This window comes from Tumebacillus amylolyticus, from assembly GCF_016722965.1.
GTDB classification, from domain to species: Bacteria; Bacillota; Bacilli; order Tumebacillales; family Tumebacillaceae; genus Tumebacillus; species Tumebacillus amylolyticus.
In genome coordinates, this window is record NZ_JAEQNB010000010.1 from 41,644 (window position 1) to 55,830 (window position 14,187).

Annotated in this window: 17 protein-coding genes and 1 pseudogene; 15 read left to right on the forward strand and 3 right to left on the reverse strand. The window is 56.6% G+C overall.

Annotation, left to right across the window (positions count from 1 at the left end; genetic code table 11):
* Window positions 1–9 precede the first annotated feature (9 nt).
* Window positions 10–243 carry a hypothetical protein gene (locus JJB07_RS22170; protein WP_201638300.1) on the reverse strand — a complete coding sequence of 78 codons (234 nt, stop codon included), beginning with the start codon at window positions 241–243 and terminating at the stop codon, window positions 10–12.
* Between the two features lie 142 nt (window positions 244–385).
* Here JJB07_RS22170 and acpS point away from each other — a divergent pair, with 142 nt between their 5' ends.
* The 6 genes from acpS to JJB07_RS22200 all read left to right on the forward strand — a co-directional run bounded on the left by acpS (window position 386) and on the right by JJB07_RS22200 (window position 4,235).
* Window positions 386–760, forward strand: a complete 375-nt coding sequence (gene acpS / locus JJB07_RS22175; RefSeq protein ID WP_201638301.1) for a holo-ACP synthase — start codon at window positions 386–388, stop codon at window positions 758–760.
* Between the two features lie 78 nt (window positions 761–838).
* Entirely contained in the window at window positions 839–1,837 is a 999-nt protein-coding gene (locus tag JJB07_RS22180) for a DUF4367 domain-containing protein (protein WP_201638302.1), read from the forward strand.
* Window positions 1,838–1,944: 107 nt separating this feature from the next.
* The gene (alr, locus tag JJB07_RS22185; protein ID WP_201638303.1) at window positions 1,945–3,108 is read left to right on the forward strand and encodes an alanine racemase; all 1,164 of its coding nucleotides are present in this window, start codon (window positions 1,945–1,947) and stop codon (window positions 3,106–3,108) included.
* A gap of 191 nt (window positions 3,109–3,299) precedes the next feature.
* The gene (locus JJB07_RS22190) at window positions 3,300–3,551 is read left to right on the forward strand and encodes a CopG family ribbon-helix-helix protein (RefSeq protein ID WP_038094469.1); all 252 of its coding nucleotides are present in this window, start codon (window positions 3,300–3,302) and stop codon (window positions 3,549–3,551) included.
* A gap of 4 nt (window positions 3,552–3,555) precedes the next feature.
* Window positions 3,556–3,906, forward strand: a complete 351-nt coding sequence (locus JJB07_RS22195) for a type II toxin-antitoxin system PemK/MazF family toxin (protein WP_109690939.1) — start codon at window positions 3,556–3,558, stop codon at window positions 3,904–3,906.
* 71 nt (window positions 3,907–3,977) lie between these two features.
* Complete coding sequence (locus tag JJB07_RS22200) at window positions 3,978–4,235, forward strand: hypothetical protein (protein ID WP_201638304.1); 258 nt, start codon at window positions 3,978–3,980, stop codon at window positions 4,233–4,235.
* A 77-nt stretch (window positions 4,236–4,312) separates the two neighbouring features.
* Here the strand turns inward: JJB07_RS22200 and JJB07_RS22205 are convergent, their stop codons facing one another.
* Window positions 4,313–4,729 (reverse strand): hypothetical protein, encoded by a 417-nt coding sequence (locus JJB07_RS22205; RefSeq protein ID WP_201638305.1) that lies wholly within the window; start codon window positions 4,727–4,729, stop codon window positions 4,313–4,315.
* A gap of 696 nt (window positions 4,730–5,425) precedes the next feature.
* Between JJB07_RS22205 and alaS the strand changes: the two genes are divergently transcribed.
* The 6 genes from alaS (at window position 5,426) to JJB07_RS22235 (ending at window position 11,774) form a co-directional block, all read left to right on the forward strand.
* A complete protein-coding gene (gene alaS / locus JJB07_RS22210; RefSeq protein WP_201638306.1) occupies window positions 5,426–8,053 on the forward strand; it encodes an alanine--tRNA ligase in 2,628 nt (875 codons plus the stop codon).
* Window positions 8,054–8,211: 158 nt separating this feature from the next.
* A complete protein-coding gene (locus tag JJB07_RS22215) occupies window positions 8,212–8,676 on the forward strand; it encodes a GNAT family N-acetyltransferase (protein ID WP_201638307.1) in 465 nt (154 codons plus the stop codon).
* A 162-nt stretch (window positions 8,677–8,838) separates the two neighbouring features.
* Entirely contained in the window at window positions 8,839–9,618 is a 780-nt protein-coding gene (gene liaF / locus JJB07_RS22220; protein WP_201638308.1) for a cell wall-active antibiotics response protein LiaF, read from the forward strand.
* On the forward strand, window positions 9,599–10,738 hold the full coding sequence (locus JJB07_RS22225) for a sensor histidine kinase (RefSeq protein WP_201638309.1): 1,140 nt from the start codon (window positions 9,599–9,601) through the stop codon (window positions 10,736–10,738). Before liaF ends, JJB07_RS22225 begins: the two co-directional genes overlap by 20 nt.
* Window positions 10,707–11,366: a response regulator gene (locus JJB07_RS22230; protein WP_201638310.1), complete on the forward strand. Its 660-nt coding sequence runs from the start codon at window positions 10,707–10,709 to the stop codon at window positions 11,364–11,366. The genes JJB07_RS22225 and JJB07_RS22230 overlap by 32 nt, the downstream gene beginning before the upstream one ends.
* Before the next feature lie 39 nt (window positions 11,367–11,405).
* Window positions 11,406–11,774: a sirohydrochlorin chelatase gene (locus JJB07_RS22235; protein WP_201638311.1), complete on the forward strand. Its 369-nt coding sequence runs from the start codon at window positions 11,406–11,408 to the stop codon at window positions 11,772–11,774.
* Here the strand turns inward: JJB07_RS22235 and JJB07_RS22240 are convergent.
* Entirely contained in the window at window positions 11,762–12,268 is a 507-nt protein-coding gene (locus tag JJB07_RS22240; RefSeq protein WP_201638312.1) for a Fur family transcriptional regulator, read from the reverse strand. The genes JJB07_RS22235 and JJB07_RS22240 overlap by 13 nt on opposite strands.
* An 80-nt stretch (window positions 12,269–12,348) precedes the next feature.
* On the opposite strand from JJB07_RS22240, the gene JJB07_RS22245 reads away from it, so the two are divergent.
* The 3 genes and pseudogenes from JJB07_RS22245 to JJB07_RS22255 form a co-directional block, all read left to right on the forward strand.
* Window positions 12,349–13,494: an MFS transporter gene (locus JJB07_RS22245; protein ID WP_201638313.1), complete on the forward strand. Its 1,146-nt coding sequence runs from the start codon at window positions 12,349–12,351 to the stop codon at window positions 13,492–13,494.
* A gap of 69 nt (window positions 13,495–13,563) precedes the next feature.
* A complete protein-coding gene (locus tag JJB07_RS22250) occupies window positions 13,564–13,782 on the forward strand; it encodes a hypothetical protein (RefSeq protein WP_201638314.1) in 219 nt (72 codons plus the stop codon).
* Window positions 13,783–13,810: 28 nt separating this feature from the next.
* Window positions 13,811–14,137: pseudogene (locus JJB07_RS22255) on the forward strand (spore coat protein); the annotation flags it as partial.
* Window positions 14,138–14,187 lie beyond the last annotated feature (50 nt).

Below are 14,187 nucleotides of genomic sequence, written 5' to 3' on the forward strand. Positions count from 1 at the left end.
TGCGTTTCATCAGTCGCTGCCGTCTCCACCGCCGGAGTCTCCGCTGTGATGGTGGTGATGCCCGCCGCTATGATGATGGTGGTGATGATGCCCGTCGTTTTGAGGAGTCGTGTCTACGAACAAATACCCGTCCTCACCGGAGCGACGATGTTTGACAGGGCGAGGCCCGTTGGCTGATTTGCCGATGGCGACACAGAGCAGCACGAAGATCACGCCGACCATGGCCAAGATCATGAAGCCCATGCACAGCCCTCCTTTTTCGTGAAAAGATCGTCACATATCTGCAGTATACGAAAGAACCCCGCATTGCGTCACGGACAAGGGATAAAGTCTTGCGGTACAATGAAGGTATCATTCTGCACGAATTACAAGGGAGGAAAAACTCATGATCATCGGAACCGGAATCGACATCACTGAAATCGAGCGCATCACCGACATGCTGGAACGACACGGAGTCACGATCTGGAAACGCATCTTGGCACCGGAAGAGCGCGAGATGTTCGACAACCCGCGCCGCCGCGCCGAGTATCTCGCCGGACGTTGGGCGGCCAAGGAAGCGGCGTCCAAAGCGTTCGGCACCGGGATCGGCAAAGTCGGGCTCCATGAACTGATCATCACCAAAACGGAACTGGGGGCCCCGCAATTGACGTTGCGCGGACATGCGGCCGAACTGGCGGAGCAATTGGGTGTGACCTCCACGCACGTCTCGATCTCCCACAGCAAAGAATACGCCGTCGCCCAAGTCATTTTGGAAAAGTAACTTGTACATAATGAGGGTCGGACAGGAATAGACATGTACCAGAGTGTTTCTCGAATCATGTTGGGAGGAATGGAACGGATGAGAAAACCCTGGTACCTCGTCTTCCTGAGCATCCTGATCCTGTCGCTCACCCTCGTCGGTTGCGGCTCGCAGAATCAAGAAACGGTGCTGAAAGACCTGACCGATCTCAAGTCAAACCTGAAATCGTATGAATCAAAAGCGACCATGACGGTCACAGCGAACAACTCGCAACAGAAATACTATATCGAGACTTGGTACCAAGCGCCGCATTATTACCGCATCGCGCTTGGCAACGACCCGAGTTCGATCACACAGGTGATCGTGCGCAACGACGACGGAATTTTTGTCGTATCGCCGCAGTTGAAGAAGAGCTTCCGTTTCAAAGGGGACTGGGCGGAGAACCAAGGCCACGTCTACCTGTACCACGCGGCGCTCGACCGCATCTTGGCGGCGCAAGACAAGAAATTCGCGACCGGTGACGGAACCGTCTCGTTCTCGATGAAGATGGAGCCGGAGAATCCGCTCGTCAGCACGCAACGCGTCACCTTGAAAGACAACGGCTACGAGCCGCAACAGATCGCTCTGCTGGACAAAGATGACAAGTCGATCGTCTCGGTGGACTTCAATTCGTTCAAAACCGGCGTTGAGTTCAAAAAAGACGCGTTCACCCCGGAATCGGCGATGGCGATGGCTCCGACAGCAACCAAACCGGTCCTGGCGGGTGCGAAAGACTTTGGCGTCATCGAACCGCGCTACGTGCCGGACGGTGCGAAACTGCTGGAACCGCAAGAGACGCAATCGAGCGTTCTGCTGCGCTACTCGGGCAAAGACCCGTTCACGATCATCGAGCAACGCCCGGCTGCCAAGGACTCCAACTTGCGCACAGGCGAAATCGTCGACCTGTGGGGGACGCCGGCGGTCATGACCGGCAACGAGGGCGAGGCACGCACGATGCAATGGTTCCATGATGGTGTGGAATTCTCATTGACCGGCAAGATGGAGACCGACGAAATGGTCCGTGTTGCCCAGTCGATGCTCAAAACAGACGGCAAATAGCAGGGGAAAAAGGGTGTCTGATTGCAGACACCCTTACTCTTGCAGGACACTTGCTGCAGGTGTCGAACTGGATAGGATATACAGAAGGAAAGAAAGAAGGGAATCTGATGTTTGTACGACCGACGTGGGCTGAAGTCCACTTGGACAACCTCGCGCACAACATCCAAGGCATTCATGCACAACTTCCGGCCGGCACGCGGTTGATGGCCGTTGTCAAAGCCGGCGGCTATGGACACGGGGCTGTCCCCGTTGCTCGCAAAGCGTTGCAATCCGGCGCCACTTATCTTGCCGTTTCTTCGGTGGACGAGGCGTTGGAACTGCGCAAAGCGGGCATTCGAGCTCCGATTTTGGTACTGGGGTACACGCCGCCCGGACAAGCGGCACTGGTGGTCGAACACGATCTCACCCAGACCCTCTACCAAGAGGAGATGTTGCAGGCGTTGAACCAGGAAGCTTTGGAAGTGGGCAAGTTGGCCAGAGTTCACGTCAAGGCGGATACCGGCATGGGCCGCCTCGGATTCACCTCGGTCGAAGAGACGGTTAGGTTCGTGCGCTTGGCGCAGAGTCTGCCGGGCGTCGTCGTCGAGGGGCTGTTTACGCACTTTGCGACCGCTGATGAAGCGGACAAGTCGTACGCAGAGGAACAGGTCGCGCGATGGAACGACATTTTGCGAGCCCTGTCCGACGAAGGTCTACAAATTCCGCTTCAGCATATATCAAATAGTGCGGGCATTTTGAACTTCCCGCAACTCCCCGGCAACATGGTGCGCCTCGGCATCTCCATGTACGGGTGTTATCCCTCGGAGGACGTTCCCCGCGATGTCAAACTGCGCCCGGTCATGAAGTTGGTGTCGCAGATCGTGCATCTCAAGGACGTGGAGCCCGGCACGAAAATTTCCTACGGCGCGACGTTTGAAGCCAAGCGTCCCACCAAGATCGCGACGATCCCGATCGGCTACGCAGACGGATACTCCCGCCAACTCTCGAATCGCGGAGAGCTGCTCGTCCGCGGACGGCGCGCGCGCATTGCAGGCCGTGTCTGCATGGATCAGTTGATGATCGATGTTACAGAGATTGACGATGTGCAAGTCGGTGACGAAGTGGTGCTCTACGGAGCGCAAGGGGAGGACGAGATCACGTTGGACGAAGTAGCAAGTTTGATCGGGACGATTTCGTATGAAGTTCTCTGCGCCGTCGGTCGACGCGTCCCCCGCATGTACATGGAAGGCACGGAAATTGTCGAAGTTCGGTCCATGAACACAACCTTGTGACATGAATTGCGTTGAGGTTGGGAAGGTTGAAGGGGGGGCCTGATTTCCACAGGGATGGTATGATCTGGTATAGAGACCCGCATGCTTTGACATACTTAGGTTATGATGGGTATAATACGTTTGGATGTCTGTGGAGATTAGGTAGTATTGTTGCTTGGAGGTGCCGCGTGTTGTCCAAAACCAAACGCATTATGGTTAGTGTTCCGAATCATCTGTTGCAGGAAGTTGATGGCATTGTTGAGGCTGAGAATCTCAATCGCAGCGAGTTTATCCGTGAGGCCATGAACTTGTACCTGCTGGAGAGAAAGAAGCGATACATCCGGGAATCGATGCAAAAAGGCTACCTCGAGATGGCGAAGATCAACCTGAATATCGCATCAGAAGCGTTTTTGGCGGAGGAAGAGGCGGAGACAACTCTAGACCGTTTAGTAAGCGGGGTGTGAGTCGGTGAATGTGAAGCGCGGCGACATCTATTTTGCTGATTTATCGCCCGTCGTGGGCTCCGAACAGGGCGGGTTTCGGCCTGTGTTGATCATTCAAAACGACATTGGCAATCGATTCAGCCCTACCGTGATCGTCGCGGCGATTACTGCGCAGATTCAGAAGGCAAAATTACCCACCCACGTGGAGATCGACGCTAAGACTTACGGTCTGGACCGCGACTCCGTGATTCTACTGGAACAAATCCGCACCATTGATAAACAGCGGTTGACCGATAAAATCACCCATCTGGACGATGAATTGATGTCCAGAGTCAATGAAGCCCTTTCGATTTCGTTAGGACTTATCGATTTTTAGAGAAAAGAGCTGAGGTGGATTCAGCTCTTTTTTCATTGGGCACACTACCCCTCGGAAGGGGGAGTTTCAATATGGAGATCAAACCGCACCTGCAACGCCGTTCCGATTTCGTCGGCAACAACCCCATCGCCGAGCACAACGATGCCGGCATCCTCGTCCTGCGCGACGGCAACCAGTACCGCTTCGCCGTTGAACTTGACGTGGACACCGTCGTGGAAATGGAGCAAACGGACAAAAAAGAACAGGTCACCTACATCATCGACAGCTTGCGCGAGCGGCTGCCGGAGATCCGGGACCAGTTCGGGGAGTGCTACCCGGACGAACAATAGACAACAGGATGTCAAAAATAAAACCACCTGAATCTCTTCAGGTGGTTTTATGTGCTACGTGGAGCTTGGACATCCGATTAGCCGACAACGACATCGTTCTTGGTTTTCTTGCCACGAACGATGTACGCCGTTTGCACGCTGTCATCGGACGGCGGCGGAGTGTCACGGACGATGTACGCCGTTTGCACGCTTTCGTCGACCGGCGGTTTGCCCTCGCGCACGATGTACGCGGTGTCTACCGGAGGCATGATCGGGATGTCGCGTTGAACTTCGTTGCCGTGGCCGGTTTTCTTGCCGCGCACGATGTACGCGGTTTCGTCGCCGCCGACAACGCCATCGCGCACGATGTACGAAACCACCGGCGAGATCGGGATGTCTCTGTTGATTTGTACTGCATGGGAAGGAGCGACCTGGATGTCAGCGGTCTGAGTGGTTGCAGGCACCAGAAGTGCAGCTGCCAGGGCGAGACCTACGAAAGCAAAAGCTTTTTTCATGAAAACTCCTCCTTTTTGGTGCTGAATGATAAATAATTTAAATGACATTCATCATCAAGATGAATATATCACAGAAAACCGCCAATTTCAAATGAATTTCGAATATTACAGACAAATAACAAGGTTGACTGTAACGTTGGCAAGCTTCTGTGAACACGGTGTCTGATGAAGGGTTTGAATCACGCTTAAACTTGGCTGTACTTTCCCTTGGTGTTTATATTATAGAGGGAAAGTACCATGACAAGCATCCGCCTTTAAGCCCTCCTCTGTATAGGACGCAAGACGGAGGGAAAAAGTTTCACGACTGGGACATTTTTCTCTTGCCAACCGAATAGAGGGGCCCAATTGCGGAGAGACTACTTTACGAATGAGGGGGTCTACCCCTATAATGGAGACAGTTTCATCCAACGAATACGTTGAGGAAGAGGAGTAGGGCATAGATCGCCGTCAGAGAGAGGGTTCCAGAGCTGAGAGGACCCTTCGGTAGAGGATGCTTGAACGCTGCTTCTGAGTGCAGGTGAACCCTGCCGGTCCGTGCCCGTTACCGCACGCCAAGGTGATCGTTTTTTTCACAGTGTTTTTGTGGAGGAAGCGGTAACCAGGGTGGTACCGCGATTGTGCACAACAAGCCTTTCGTCCCTGGATTTATTTCAGGGGCGGGAGGCTTTTTTTACTATCTGAAGGGAGTTTTGAACCATGAAGTCTGCTGAGATTCGCAATCGGTTTGTGAAGTTTTTTGAATCCAAAGGTCATGACATTGTGCCGAGCGCTTCGCTCGTTCCGTACAACGACCCGTCCTTGCTCTGGATCAACGCCGGGATGGCGCCGCTGAAAAAATATTTTGACGGGTCGGAAATTCCGAAAAACCCGCGCATCACCAACTCGCAGAAGTGTATCCGCACCAACGACATCGAAAACGTCGGGAAAACCGCCCGCCACCATACCATGTTCGAGATGCTCGGCAACTTCTCCATCGGCGACTACTTCAAGCGCGAAGTGATTCCGTGGGCTTGGGAGTTCCTCACCGAAGAGATGAAGTTCGATAAATCCCGTCTGTACTGCACCGTTCACGTGAACGACGACGAAGCGTACGACATCTGGACCAAAGAGATCGGCGTGCCGGAAGACCACATGTGCCGCACCGAAGAAGACAACTTCTGGGACATCGGCGAAGGTCCGTGCGGCCCGTGCTCCGAGATCTTCTACGACCGCAAGCCGGAACTCGGCCCGGACGACGTCTTCCACCCGGACAACCACAACGGCGAGCGTTATCTCGAAGTCTGGAACCTCGTGTTCACGCAGTTCAACCACAACGCAGACGGTTCCTACACCGAACTGCCCAAGAAAAACATCGACACCGGCGCGGGCCTTGAACGTCTGTGCTCGCTGATGCAAAACGGCGAAACCAACTTCGACACCGACCTGTTCCTGCCGATCATCGAAGAGACCGCTCGTCTCTCCGGCAAGGAATACCACACCAACCCGGAACTCGACGTGGCGTTCAAAGTCATCGCCGACCACATCCGCACCGTGACGTTCTCCGTCGGCGACGGCGCACTCCCGTCCAACGAAGGCCGGGGCTATGTCATCCGCCGTCTGCTCCGCCGTGCCGTGCGCTACGGGAAAGTGCTCGGCATCGAGAAATCGTTCATGTACACGCTGGTCAAAATCGTCGGCGACATCATGGGCGAGTACTTCCCGGAAGTCTTGCAAAAGCGCGAGTTCATCGAGCGCGTCATCAAAGCGGAGGAAGAGCGTTTCCACGTCACCCTCGCAGACGGTGAAACCCTGCTGGCGCAAGTGCTGGATCGCGTGAAGGGTGCTGGCCAGAACATCTTGCCGGGCGAAGATGCGTTCCGCCTGTACGACACCTATGGATTCCCGATCGACCTCACCGAAGACATCTGTGTGGAGCAAGGCATCGAGATCGACCGCGAAGGGTTCGAAAAAGCGTTGAACGAGCAACGCCAACGCGCTCGTGCAGCCCGCAAGGACGTTTCCACGATGTCGGTGCAAACCGATCTCTACGACGAACTCGACATCCGCTCCAATTTCGTCGGCTACTCCGAAACGGCGACCTCGTCGCAAGTGCTCGCGATCATCTCCGGCGGCGGCATCGTCGAAGAAGCGCATGAAGGCGATGAAATCGCGCTGTTCCTGTCCCAAACTCCGTTCTACGCAGAGTCGGGCGGTCAAGTGGCGGACGTCGGTCTCGTCCATGTCGGCGAATCGGCCATGATCCAAGTTCTCGACGTGCAAAAAGCGCCGAACGGCTACAACCTGCACAAGGCGCGCGTGCTCTCCGGCACGGTGAAAGTTCTGGATGAAGCAGAAGCTTCCATCGACTACGAACGCCGCGTGGCGATCACCCGCAACCATACGGCGACGCACTTGCTGCACAAAGCCCTGCGCGATGTGCTCGGCGAGCATGTCGCTCAAGCGGGTTCCTTGGTCGGCCCGGATCGTCTGCGCTTCGACTTCTCGCATCTCTCCGGCATGACGGCCGACGAGATTGCAGACGTGGAACGCCGCGTCAACGAACAGATCTGGCAGAACGAAATCGTCGAGATCAACGAGATGGGCATCGACGAAGCGAAAGCGCTCGGGGCGATGGCTCTGTTTGGCGAGAAGTACGGCGATGTCGTGCGCGTCGTCAAAGCGGGCGACTACTCCACCGAACTTTGCGGCGGTTGCCATGTGCGTTCCACCGGGGAGATCGGCCTGTTCAAGATCGTCTCGGAAGCGTCGATTGCGGCAGGCGTGCGCCGCTTGGAAGGAGTCACCGGCAAGGGCGCGTATGAGTTCGTCGTCGAGCGTGACCGTCTGCTGGCAGACGTCGCGGGCAAGTTGAAGTCGAACATCAACGACATCCCGATGCGCGTCGACATCTTGCAATCCAACGTCAAAGACCTCGGCAAAGAGATCGAATCGTTGAAAGGCAAGCTCGCAGCGGGTGAAGTGAAAAACCTCATCGAGCAACTTCGCGAAGTGGGCGGCGTGCCGTTCCTCGCAGCGAAACTCGACGGTGTGGACATGGACGGTCTGCGTGCGATTGCAGAAGACCTGAAAGCGCGTCTCGACTCCGGCGTCGTCGTACTGGGTGCGGCACAAGGAACGGACAAAGTGAACTTCGTCGTCGCGGTGACCAAAGACCTTAACGGCAAGGGCATCCAAGCCGGCAAACTGGTCAAGGAAGTCGCAGCTGTGACGGGCGGCGGCGGCGGTGGTCGTCCGGACCTCGCACAAGCGGGCGGCAAGGACGTTTCGAAATTGCAAGAAGCTCTCGACAAAGCGGCAGACCTGCTCGCAGGCATGTTGGTCTAAGGCACGACAGGTTGGAAAAAAAGCGCCTCTGGTGACAGGGGCGCTTTTTCTATTTTCCTCGGTTGGAGAACAACCGATACTTTTATGTGTATTTCCGGAGACGCAACGGTGCTATACTCTTCATGGTGCAGGCAACAGACATGGAGGGGGAAGGCGCGATGGAGATTCGATTGGCCGAGGAAACGGACCACGCGTACTTGGTGCGCGAGTATTTGCAGCATTACAGTCCGGACTTTCAAGAGGCGGAGCGGTATGCGGAGTCTAACATGAAATGGGATCGAACGTTGATGATTGAGGGAGACGGGCTGATCTTGGGGACGCTGAGCTGGGGGGCTCGCGAAGGCATCCAGTCCGGGATTGCGCAACTGACAGGCCTGCGCATCATCCCGTCTCGTCGTCGTCAGGGGTTGGCGGGCAGGTTGTTGGAAGCGGGGTTCCAAGACATGCAGACCTACTTCGCCGAACGGTCGGCCGCCGTCCGTCGGATCTACGCCCTCATCCCCGAAGACCAACCAGGCGCTGACCGTCTCCTCACCGCCCGCGGCTTTGACCGTGTCGTCCATCTCCAAAACTGGCGAGAGGACGGGTTGGGGGACTGGTTGTATGTTTTCATTTCTACATAATCGAGATCCTCGTCCATGTCGTGGACGGGGATTTTTTATGAGAATCTCCGTCTTGAGACGGAGGCGCGTACCGTCTTACGCGGGGGGCAGAGGAGCTTGGCGGGGAGGTATAATGAGGATAACAGAGAAATTGGTAGTGTGAGGAAAGGAAGCGTAGAGATCATGAAGACCTTCGGTGGATTGTTTTTGATCGTCGGCTTGGTGCTGGCTTTGGTGAATTTCGGCGTGTGGGAGGGCCAGACGATCGGGTCTGTGTTTCGGACGTATTGGCCCGCGATTTTGGTCTACTTCTCGGTGGTCGGTTTGATCGGCGAGATGATTCGCCGCTCGATTTTGGGTGTCTTCTGGAACATCGTGATGCTGTGCATCGGGGGCTTTTGGCTGTTTGACAACTTGGGGTACCTCGGCAATGCTTCTTGGTCGAACTTGCTGATCCCGGGAGCTTTGATCGTGTTCGGATTCCTGCTTTTGTTCTCCCGCTCCGGCAAGAAACCGGTGAAAACTTCGATTCGCTACGCCGACCAACCGGTGGAGGGCGTGTATGAGGCGGTAGTGCCTCTCCAACCGATTCAAACGGACAACGTCATCAAGACGACGGCGGGCGAGTTGAAACTGGGGGGCCCGAACTGGAAGTTGGAATCGACGCGCATCCAGCAACGCGCGGGCTCCATCCGTCTCGACTTGCGCGAGACGTTCATCCCGGAGGGCGAAACGGTGCTCGACATCGATTGCAAGGCGGGCGACGTCAACATTTTCCTCCCCGACGGGTTGGAAGTGCTCGTCGAATCCCGTGTGAAGCTTGGCAACAACCGCGTGATGAACCAACAGGCGCCAAACGGCACGTCTGTGTACAAAACCCCCGGCTATGACGAAGCGGAACGCAAAGTCCGCTTGCACATCCTCGTAAAGTTCGGAGACATCCATGTTTCGCGCGTTGGATAGCCGTTTCAAGAGCGTCCGCTGGTCGTTGTTGCTCGCGTTTGTGAGAACAACGGCTGCGGCGCTGGTTGTGTTTGTGGGGCTTGCGGGCGGCGCTTTCTCGCTGTACAACTGGTTGTCCGCGACGCCCCTGCTCGCTCATGACTCGTTGACCGTCGGGCAATGGGCGGTTCTGGGGGCGATCTTGCTCGGTTCCGGCTTGGTCGCGATCCTCGTCGTCGGCCTCGCCGGAGGGTATTCGACGTCCCGTGCGCAGCAGGAACAGATGAGCACGCTTCTCGAAGCAACGCTGCTCTGGGCGAACGGCCGTCTCGGACATCGAATCGAAGTCGTCGGCGACGAGAACGAAATTCTCGAACTTGCCGATGCGCTCAACGGCATGGCGGAACGTCTCGAAGACCAAGTGCTGGCGCTCGGTCGCCTCGTGGACAAAAACGAACGCCTCGCCCAGCAAGCGGCGGGACTCGCGACGATGGAAGAGCGCCAACGTCTGGCTCGCGACCTGCACGATTCGGTTTCGCAACAATTGTTCGCCATCGGGATGACCGCCGGTGCCGTCGCCAAGCTCTACGACCGCGACCCGGATCGTGTTCGACCTTTGATTACTCAGTTGGAAGAGATGGCTTCCAAATCCCAAGCGGAGATGCGGGCGTTGCTTCTGCATCTGCGACCGGTGGAGTTGGAGGGACGATCCTTGGCGGAAGCGCTGGATCGTTTTTTGCAAGACGTGTGTCCCCGTCATCAGATTCGCTACGACATGGAACTCAACGGCGTGGTGCGGTTGAGCGACGGCATGGAAGCCCATCTGTTTCGCATCGCCCAAGAAGCGGTCTCCAACGTCGTGCGTCATGCGTCGGCGACGAAACTTGGCGTGAAATTGATGCGCGAGGGAGAGCGCGTCTGCCTGTCGGTGAGCGATGACGGCAACGGATTCGATCCGAAACAGCAGCGCGGAGGCTCCTACGGCTTGCAATCGATCCAAGAGCGTGCCGAAGAAGTCGGCGGGCGACTGGAAGTGCGGTCCCGACCGGGCGAGGGCACGGAAGTTCGCGTCTGGGTCAGTTTGTACGGCAAGGAGAGAGGAGAACGAGATGAGCAACATACGAGTGTTATTGGTGGATGATCATGACATGGTGCGCCTCGGTGTGCGCACCTACCTCATGACGGAGCCGGACCTTGAGATCGTGGGAGAGGCCGGTTCCGGAGAAGAAGGCGTGGAGCGGGCGCAAGAACTTCAACCCGACGTCGTGTTGATGGACCTCGTCATGGGCGGCATCGACGGTGTCGAGGCGACCCGCCGCGTGTTGGGAGTCTGCCCGCAGACCAAAGTGCTCGTCCTGACTTCGTTTCTGGAGGATGAAAAAGTGCTCCCGGCCTTGGAGGCGGGCGCATCCGGCTATCTGCTGAAAACGGTGCTCGGCGACGAACTGGCAACCTCCATACGCAAAGTGTTCCGAGGCGAAACGGTGCTCGAACCGCAAGTCGCCGCCAAAGTCGTCGCCAACCTGCAAAAACCGAAAAACCCCGCTCCCGCAACCGAATCGCTTACGGAACGGGAGATGGATGTGCTGCGATTGATCGGGCAAGGGATGACAAACCAGCTCATCGGTGAAACTCTATTCATCGGAATCAAGACGGTCAAGACGCACGTCTCCAATATCCTCGCCAAGCTCGGCGTAGAAGACCGCACCCAAGCGGCGATCCTCGCCATTCGAAACGGATGGGTGGACGCACAGAGCAAAAAGGGGTAAAGTGATTCCCAGAAGCAGGAGTTCGGGAGGTACGAGTGGATGGCAAAGCGCGGCATCGTGGTGCTGGCACATGGGAGCGAAATCCCGGACCAAGAAGAGGCGCTGACTCAGCTCGCCTCTTTTTTGCGAGAGAAAAGCGGGGGGCCGGTGGAAGTGGGCTTCTTGAATTTTCAAAGCCCGCGGATTGCGGAAGCGGTGGCGCTCGTCCTCGCAGCGGGTGCAGAGGAGATCCTCGTCGCGCCCTTTTTTCTGACCGAGGGCTTTCTGATGCGCAAGGCGGTTTCCTTGGCGCAACAAGCCGCGCCGGGTGTAGACATGAAAATCGCCCCGCCCCTGGGTCAACATCCCCGTCTGGTGGACGTGGTGTTGGATCGGGTGGCAGAGGCGAGCGTTCGTCAATCGGACTGACAGCAGGCAGCGCAATGTCCGAAGATTTCAAAGCGGTGTGTTTCGATGTGGAACCCGGCCGGTGCTTCCAACTTGAGGGCGTCCATCGGGCAGCCTTCGACGAGTTGGGTTTTGCCGCACACGGTGCAGATGAAATGATGATGATGGTGGTTCGTGTCGCATGCGATGCGGAATTTGCTCCCGCCGTCTCCGAACACCGATTCCTCGATCAAGCGCTCTTCTTTGAGCAGGTGGAGGTTGCGATAGACCGTGTCAAAACTCAAGCGCGGAAACTGCGTCTTGAGGCGTTCGAGCAGGTCTTTGGCGCTGATGTAGCGGTCTTCCTCCAACAGAATGTCCACGATGCTGCGGCGTTTGCCGGTCAGTTTGAACCCCTGTTCTTTGAGCCGGTCGAGGAACTTGTCCTTGGTATTCGGAACGTCATGCGTATGAATGTGATCATGGCTGTGATCGTGGTTGCAGAGATCGTGGGAATGATCGTGTTCGTGCGGCATGAGGGCACTCCTTTCCAAACTTAACTCCTAGTATACCACAAGGAAGAGGGTGTTAGATTCTGGACATCATACAACCGAGTTTGCCCAAGACCCGTGGCAAGACGCGGGTGCTCGGGGCGTATTACTTTTTCTTTTTCATCGGGTTTGGCGCGTTGTATCCGATGCTGCCGTTGTTCTTGCGCGAGAATGGCTTGAGCGGCGGGCAGATCGGGATCATCACCGGAATCGGGCCGGTCATGACCGTGCTGTTTCAACCGCTTTGGGGGATGATCGTCGACCGCTACCAAGCGCAGCGGCTGGTGTTGTTCGCGACGCTGGCGGTGGCGGGGGTGCTGTCTCTGCTCTATCCGCAAGTCGGCGGGTATGTGTGGTTTTTGGCGCTGTTCGCCGGGATGGCTGCGTTCCATAGTTCGGGCGTGCCGATTCTGGACAGCATTTCACTTCGAACGGTGGCACAGTACGGCGGCGACTACGGCTCGTTGCGACTGTGGGGGGCGATCGGGTTTGCGGTCGCTTCGTGGGTCGCGGGGAAACTGGCCGATCTGTCGGGTCTTCAAGCGATCTTCTATGTGTACGCGGCGGCGATGTTCTCCTGCGTGCTGTTGACGCGGGCGTTGCCGAAGGAACCGGCCGAGATGAAGTTCGAATTGCTCAAGGGTCTCGGCAAATTGATCCGTCTGCCGCGGTTTCTCGTGTTTTTGTTCGGGACGTTCTTGATCTTTGGGACGATTCAGGCGAACAACAGCTATTATTCGATTTTCTTCACCGCCATCGGCGGCAATGTGGCGGGCGTCGGCCTGTCGTTTCTGATCGCGGCGGGCTCGGAAGCTCCCGTGATGCGTTTCGCCGGACGTCTGATCTCCCGCACGGGTCTGATCGGGGCGCTGGTGCTCTCCGGCTCGATTGCGTCGCTGCGCTGGCTGTTCTACGGGTTTGAACCGGGGCCGGTGTTGGTGATGTCGCTTTTGTTCGTGCAAGGGCTCTCCACGGGCATCTACATCCCGGCGGCGGCCGAGTTTGTGCGTCAGAACACCCCCGAAGAGATTCGGGTGACGGCGCTTGGCATCTACTCGGCGATCGGCAACGGCCTCGGTTCGATGGCCGGCACGATGGTCGGCGGGTTGCTGCTCGATTCGGTGGGGATCTTCGGCACGTACACCGTGTTCGGGATCGCGTCCCTGGTCGGCGTTGCCGCGATGGTGTCGCTCAAATTCATGAAAAAATGACCGTGCCTCGTGCATGGTCTTTTTTCATTTGGAAGATACTACCTCATAACGAAGGAGGTCGAATTCCCTATGCAACCGTTGACAGCCAAAGAGCTTGAGTACATCGCCGACTCGATGTCCAATGAAGACCTGTTGATCAAACAATGTGCGGCGGCGGCTTCGTCTGTGCAGAATCCGCAGCTCGCCCAACTGGCGATGCAGATGGCACAACGCCATCAGATGCATTACAACTACCTGCTGAACACGCTTCAACAGCACCAACAACTCGCACCCACCCAACCGATGTAGGAGAGGAGGTCTCGACATGCAACAACAGATGCAACAGACGCAGAATTTCAACAGAATCCAGACGCACCACAAACCGTTGCTTCCGGATCAAGACCTGCTGTACACGATCCTCGCCGACCAGAAGCGCACCACGCGCGAGTACTGCACGGCGGCGCTCGAGTCGAACTGCCAAGTCGTGCGACAGATGTTCACCGAACTGATGAACGACACTCTGTCCCTGCAAGGCCAACTCTACCAAGCGATGCAACAGAACAACATGTACAACGCGTCCTCCAAAGCGTTGCGCCAAGACGTGGACAAGCAGATTCAAAGCTATTCGCAAACGATGCAGCAGACCCAACAATTCCTCCAACAAAACTTCCAGTAACCTCTGGGAAAAAGAAGACCCGACCTCTTGCGAGGCGG

Excerpts from the sequence above, each read along its gene's own strand:
- JJB07_RS22170 (WP_201638300.1), bottom strand. The coding sequence starts at position 243 with ATGGGCTTCATGATCTTGGCCATGGTCGGCGTGATCTTCGTGCTGCTC.
- acpS (WP_201638301.1), top strand. The coding sequence starts at position 386 with ATGATCATCGGAACCGGAATCGACATCACTGAAATCGAGCGCATCACC.
- JJB07_RS22180 (WP_201638302.1), top strand. The coding sequence starts at position 839 with ATGAGAAAACCCTGGTACCTCGTCTTCCTGAGCATCCTGATCCTGTCG.
- alr (WP_201638303.1), top strand. The coding sequence starts at position 1,945 with ATGTTTGTACGACCGACGTGGGCTGAAGTCCACTTGGACAACCTCGCG.
- JJB07_RS22190 (WP_038094469.1), top strand. The coding sequence starts at position 3,300 with ATGGTTAGTGTTCCGAATCATCTGTTGCAGGAAGTTGATGGCATTGTT.
- JJB07_RS22200 (WP_201638304.1), top strand. The coding sequence starts at position 3,978 with ATGGAGATCAAACCGCACCTGCAACGCCGTTCCGATTTCGTCGGCAAC.
- JJB07_RS22205 (WP_201638305.1), bottom strand. The coding sequence starts at position 4,729 with ATGAAAAAAGCTTTTGCTTTCGTAGGTCTCGCCCTGGCAGCTGCACTT.
- alaS (WP_201638306.1), top strand. The coding sequence starts at position 5,426 with ATGAAGTCTGCTGAGATTCGCAATCGGTTTGTGAAGTTTTTTGAATCC.
- JJB07_RS22215 (WP_201638307.1), top strand. The coding sequence starts at position 8,212 with ATGGAGATTCGATTGGCCGAGGAAACGGACCACGCGTACTTGGTGCGC.
- liaF (WP_201638308.1), top strand. The coding sequence starts at position 8,839 with ATGAAGACCTTCGGTGGATTGTTTTTGATCGTCGGCTTGGTGCTGGCT.
- JJB07_RS22225 (WP_201638309.1), top strand. The coding sequence starts at position 9,599 with ATGTTTCGCGCGTTGGATAGCCGTTTCAAGAGCGTCCGCTGGTCGTTG.
- JJB07_RS22230 (WP_201638310.1), top strand. The coding sequence starts at position 10,707 with ATGAGCAACATACGAGTGTTATTGGTGGATGATCATGACATGGTGCGC.
- JJB07_RS22235 (WP_201638311.1), top strand. The coding sequence starts at position 11,406 with ATGGCAAAGCGCGGCATCGTGGTGCTGGCACATGGGAGCGAAATCCCG.
- JJB07_RS22240 (WP_201638312.1), bottom strand. The coding sequence starts at position 12,268 with ATGCCGCACGAACACGATCATTCCCACGATCTCTGCAACCACGATCAC.
- JJB07_RS22250 (WP_201638314.1), top strand. The coding sequence starts at position 13,564 with ATGCAACCGTTGACAGCCAAAGAGCTTGAGTACATCGCCGACTCGATG.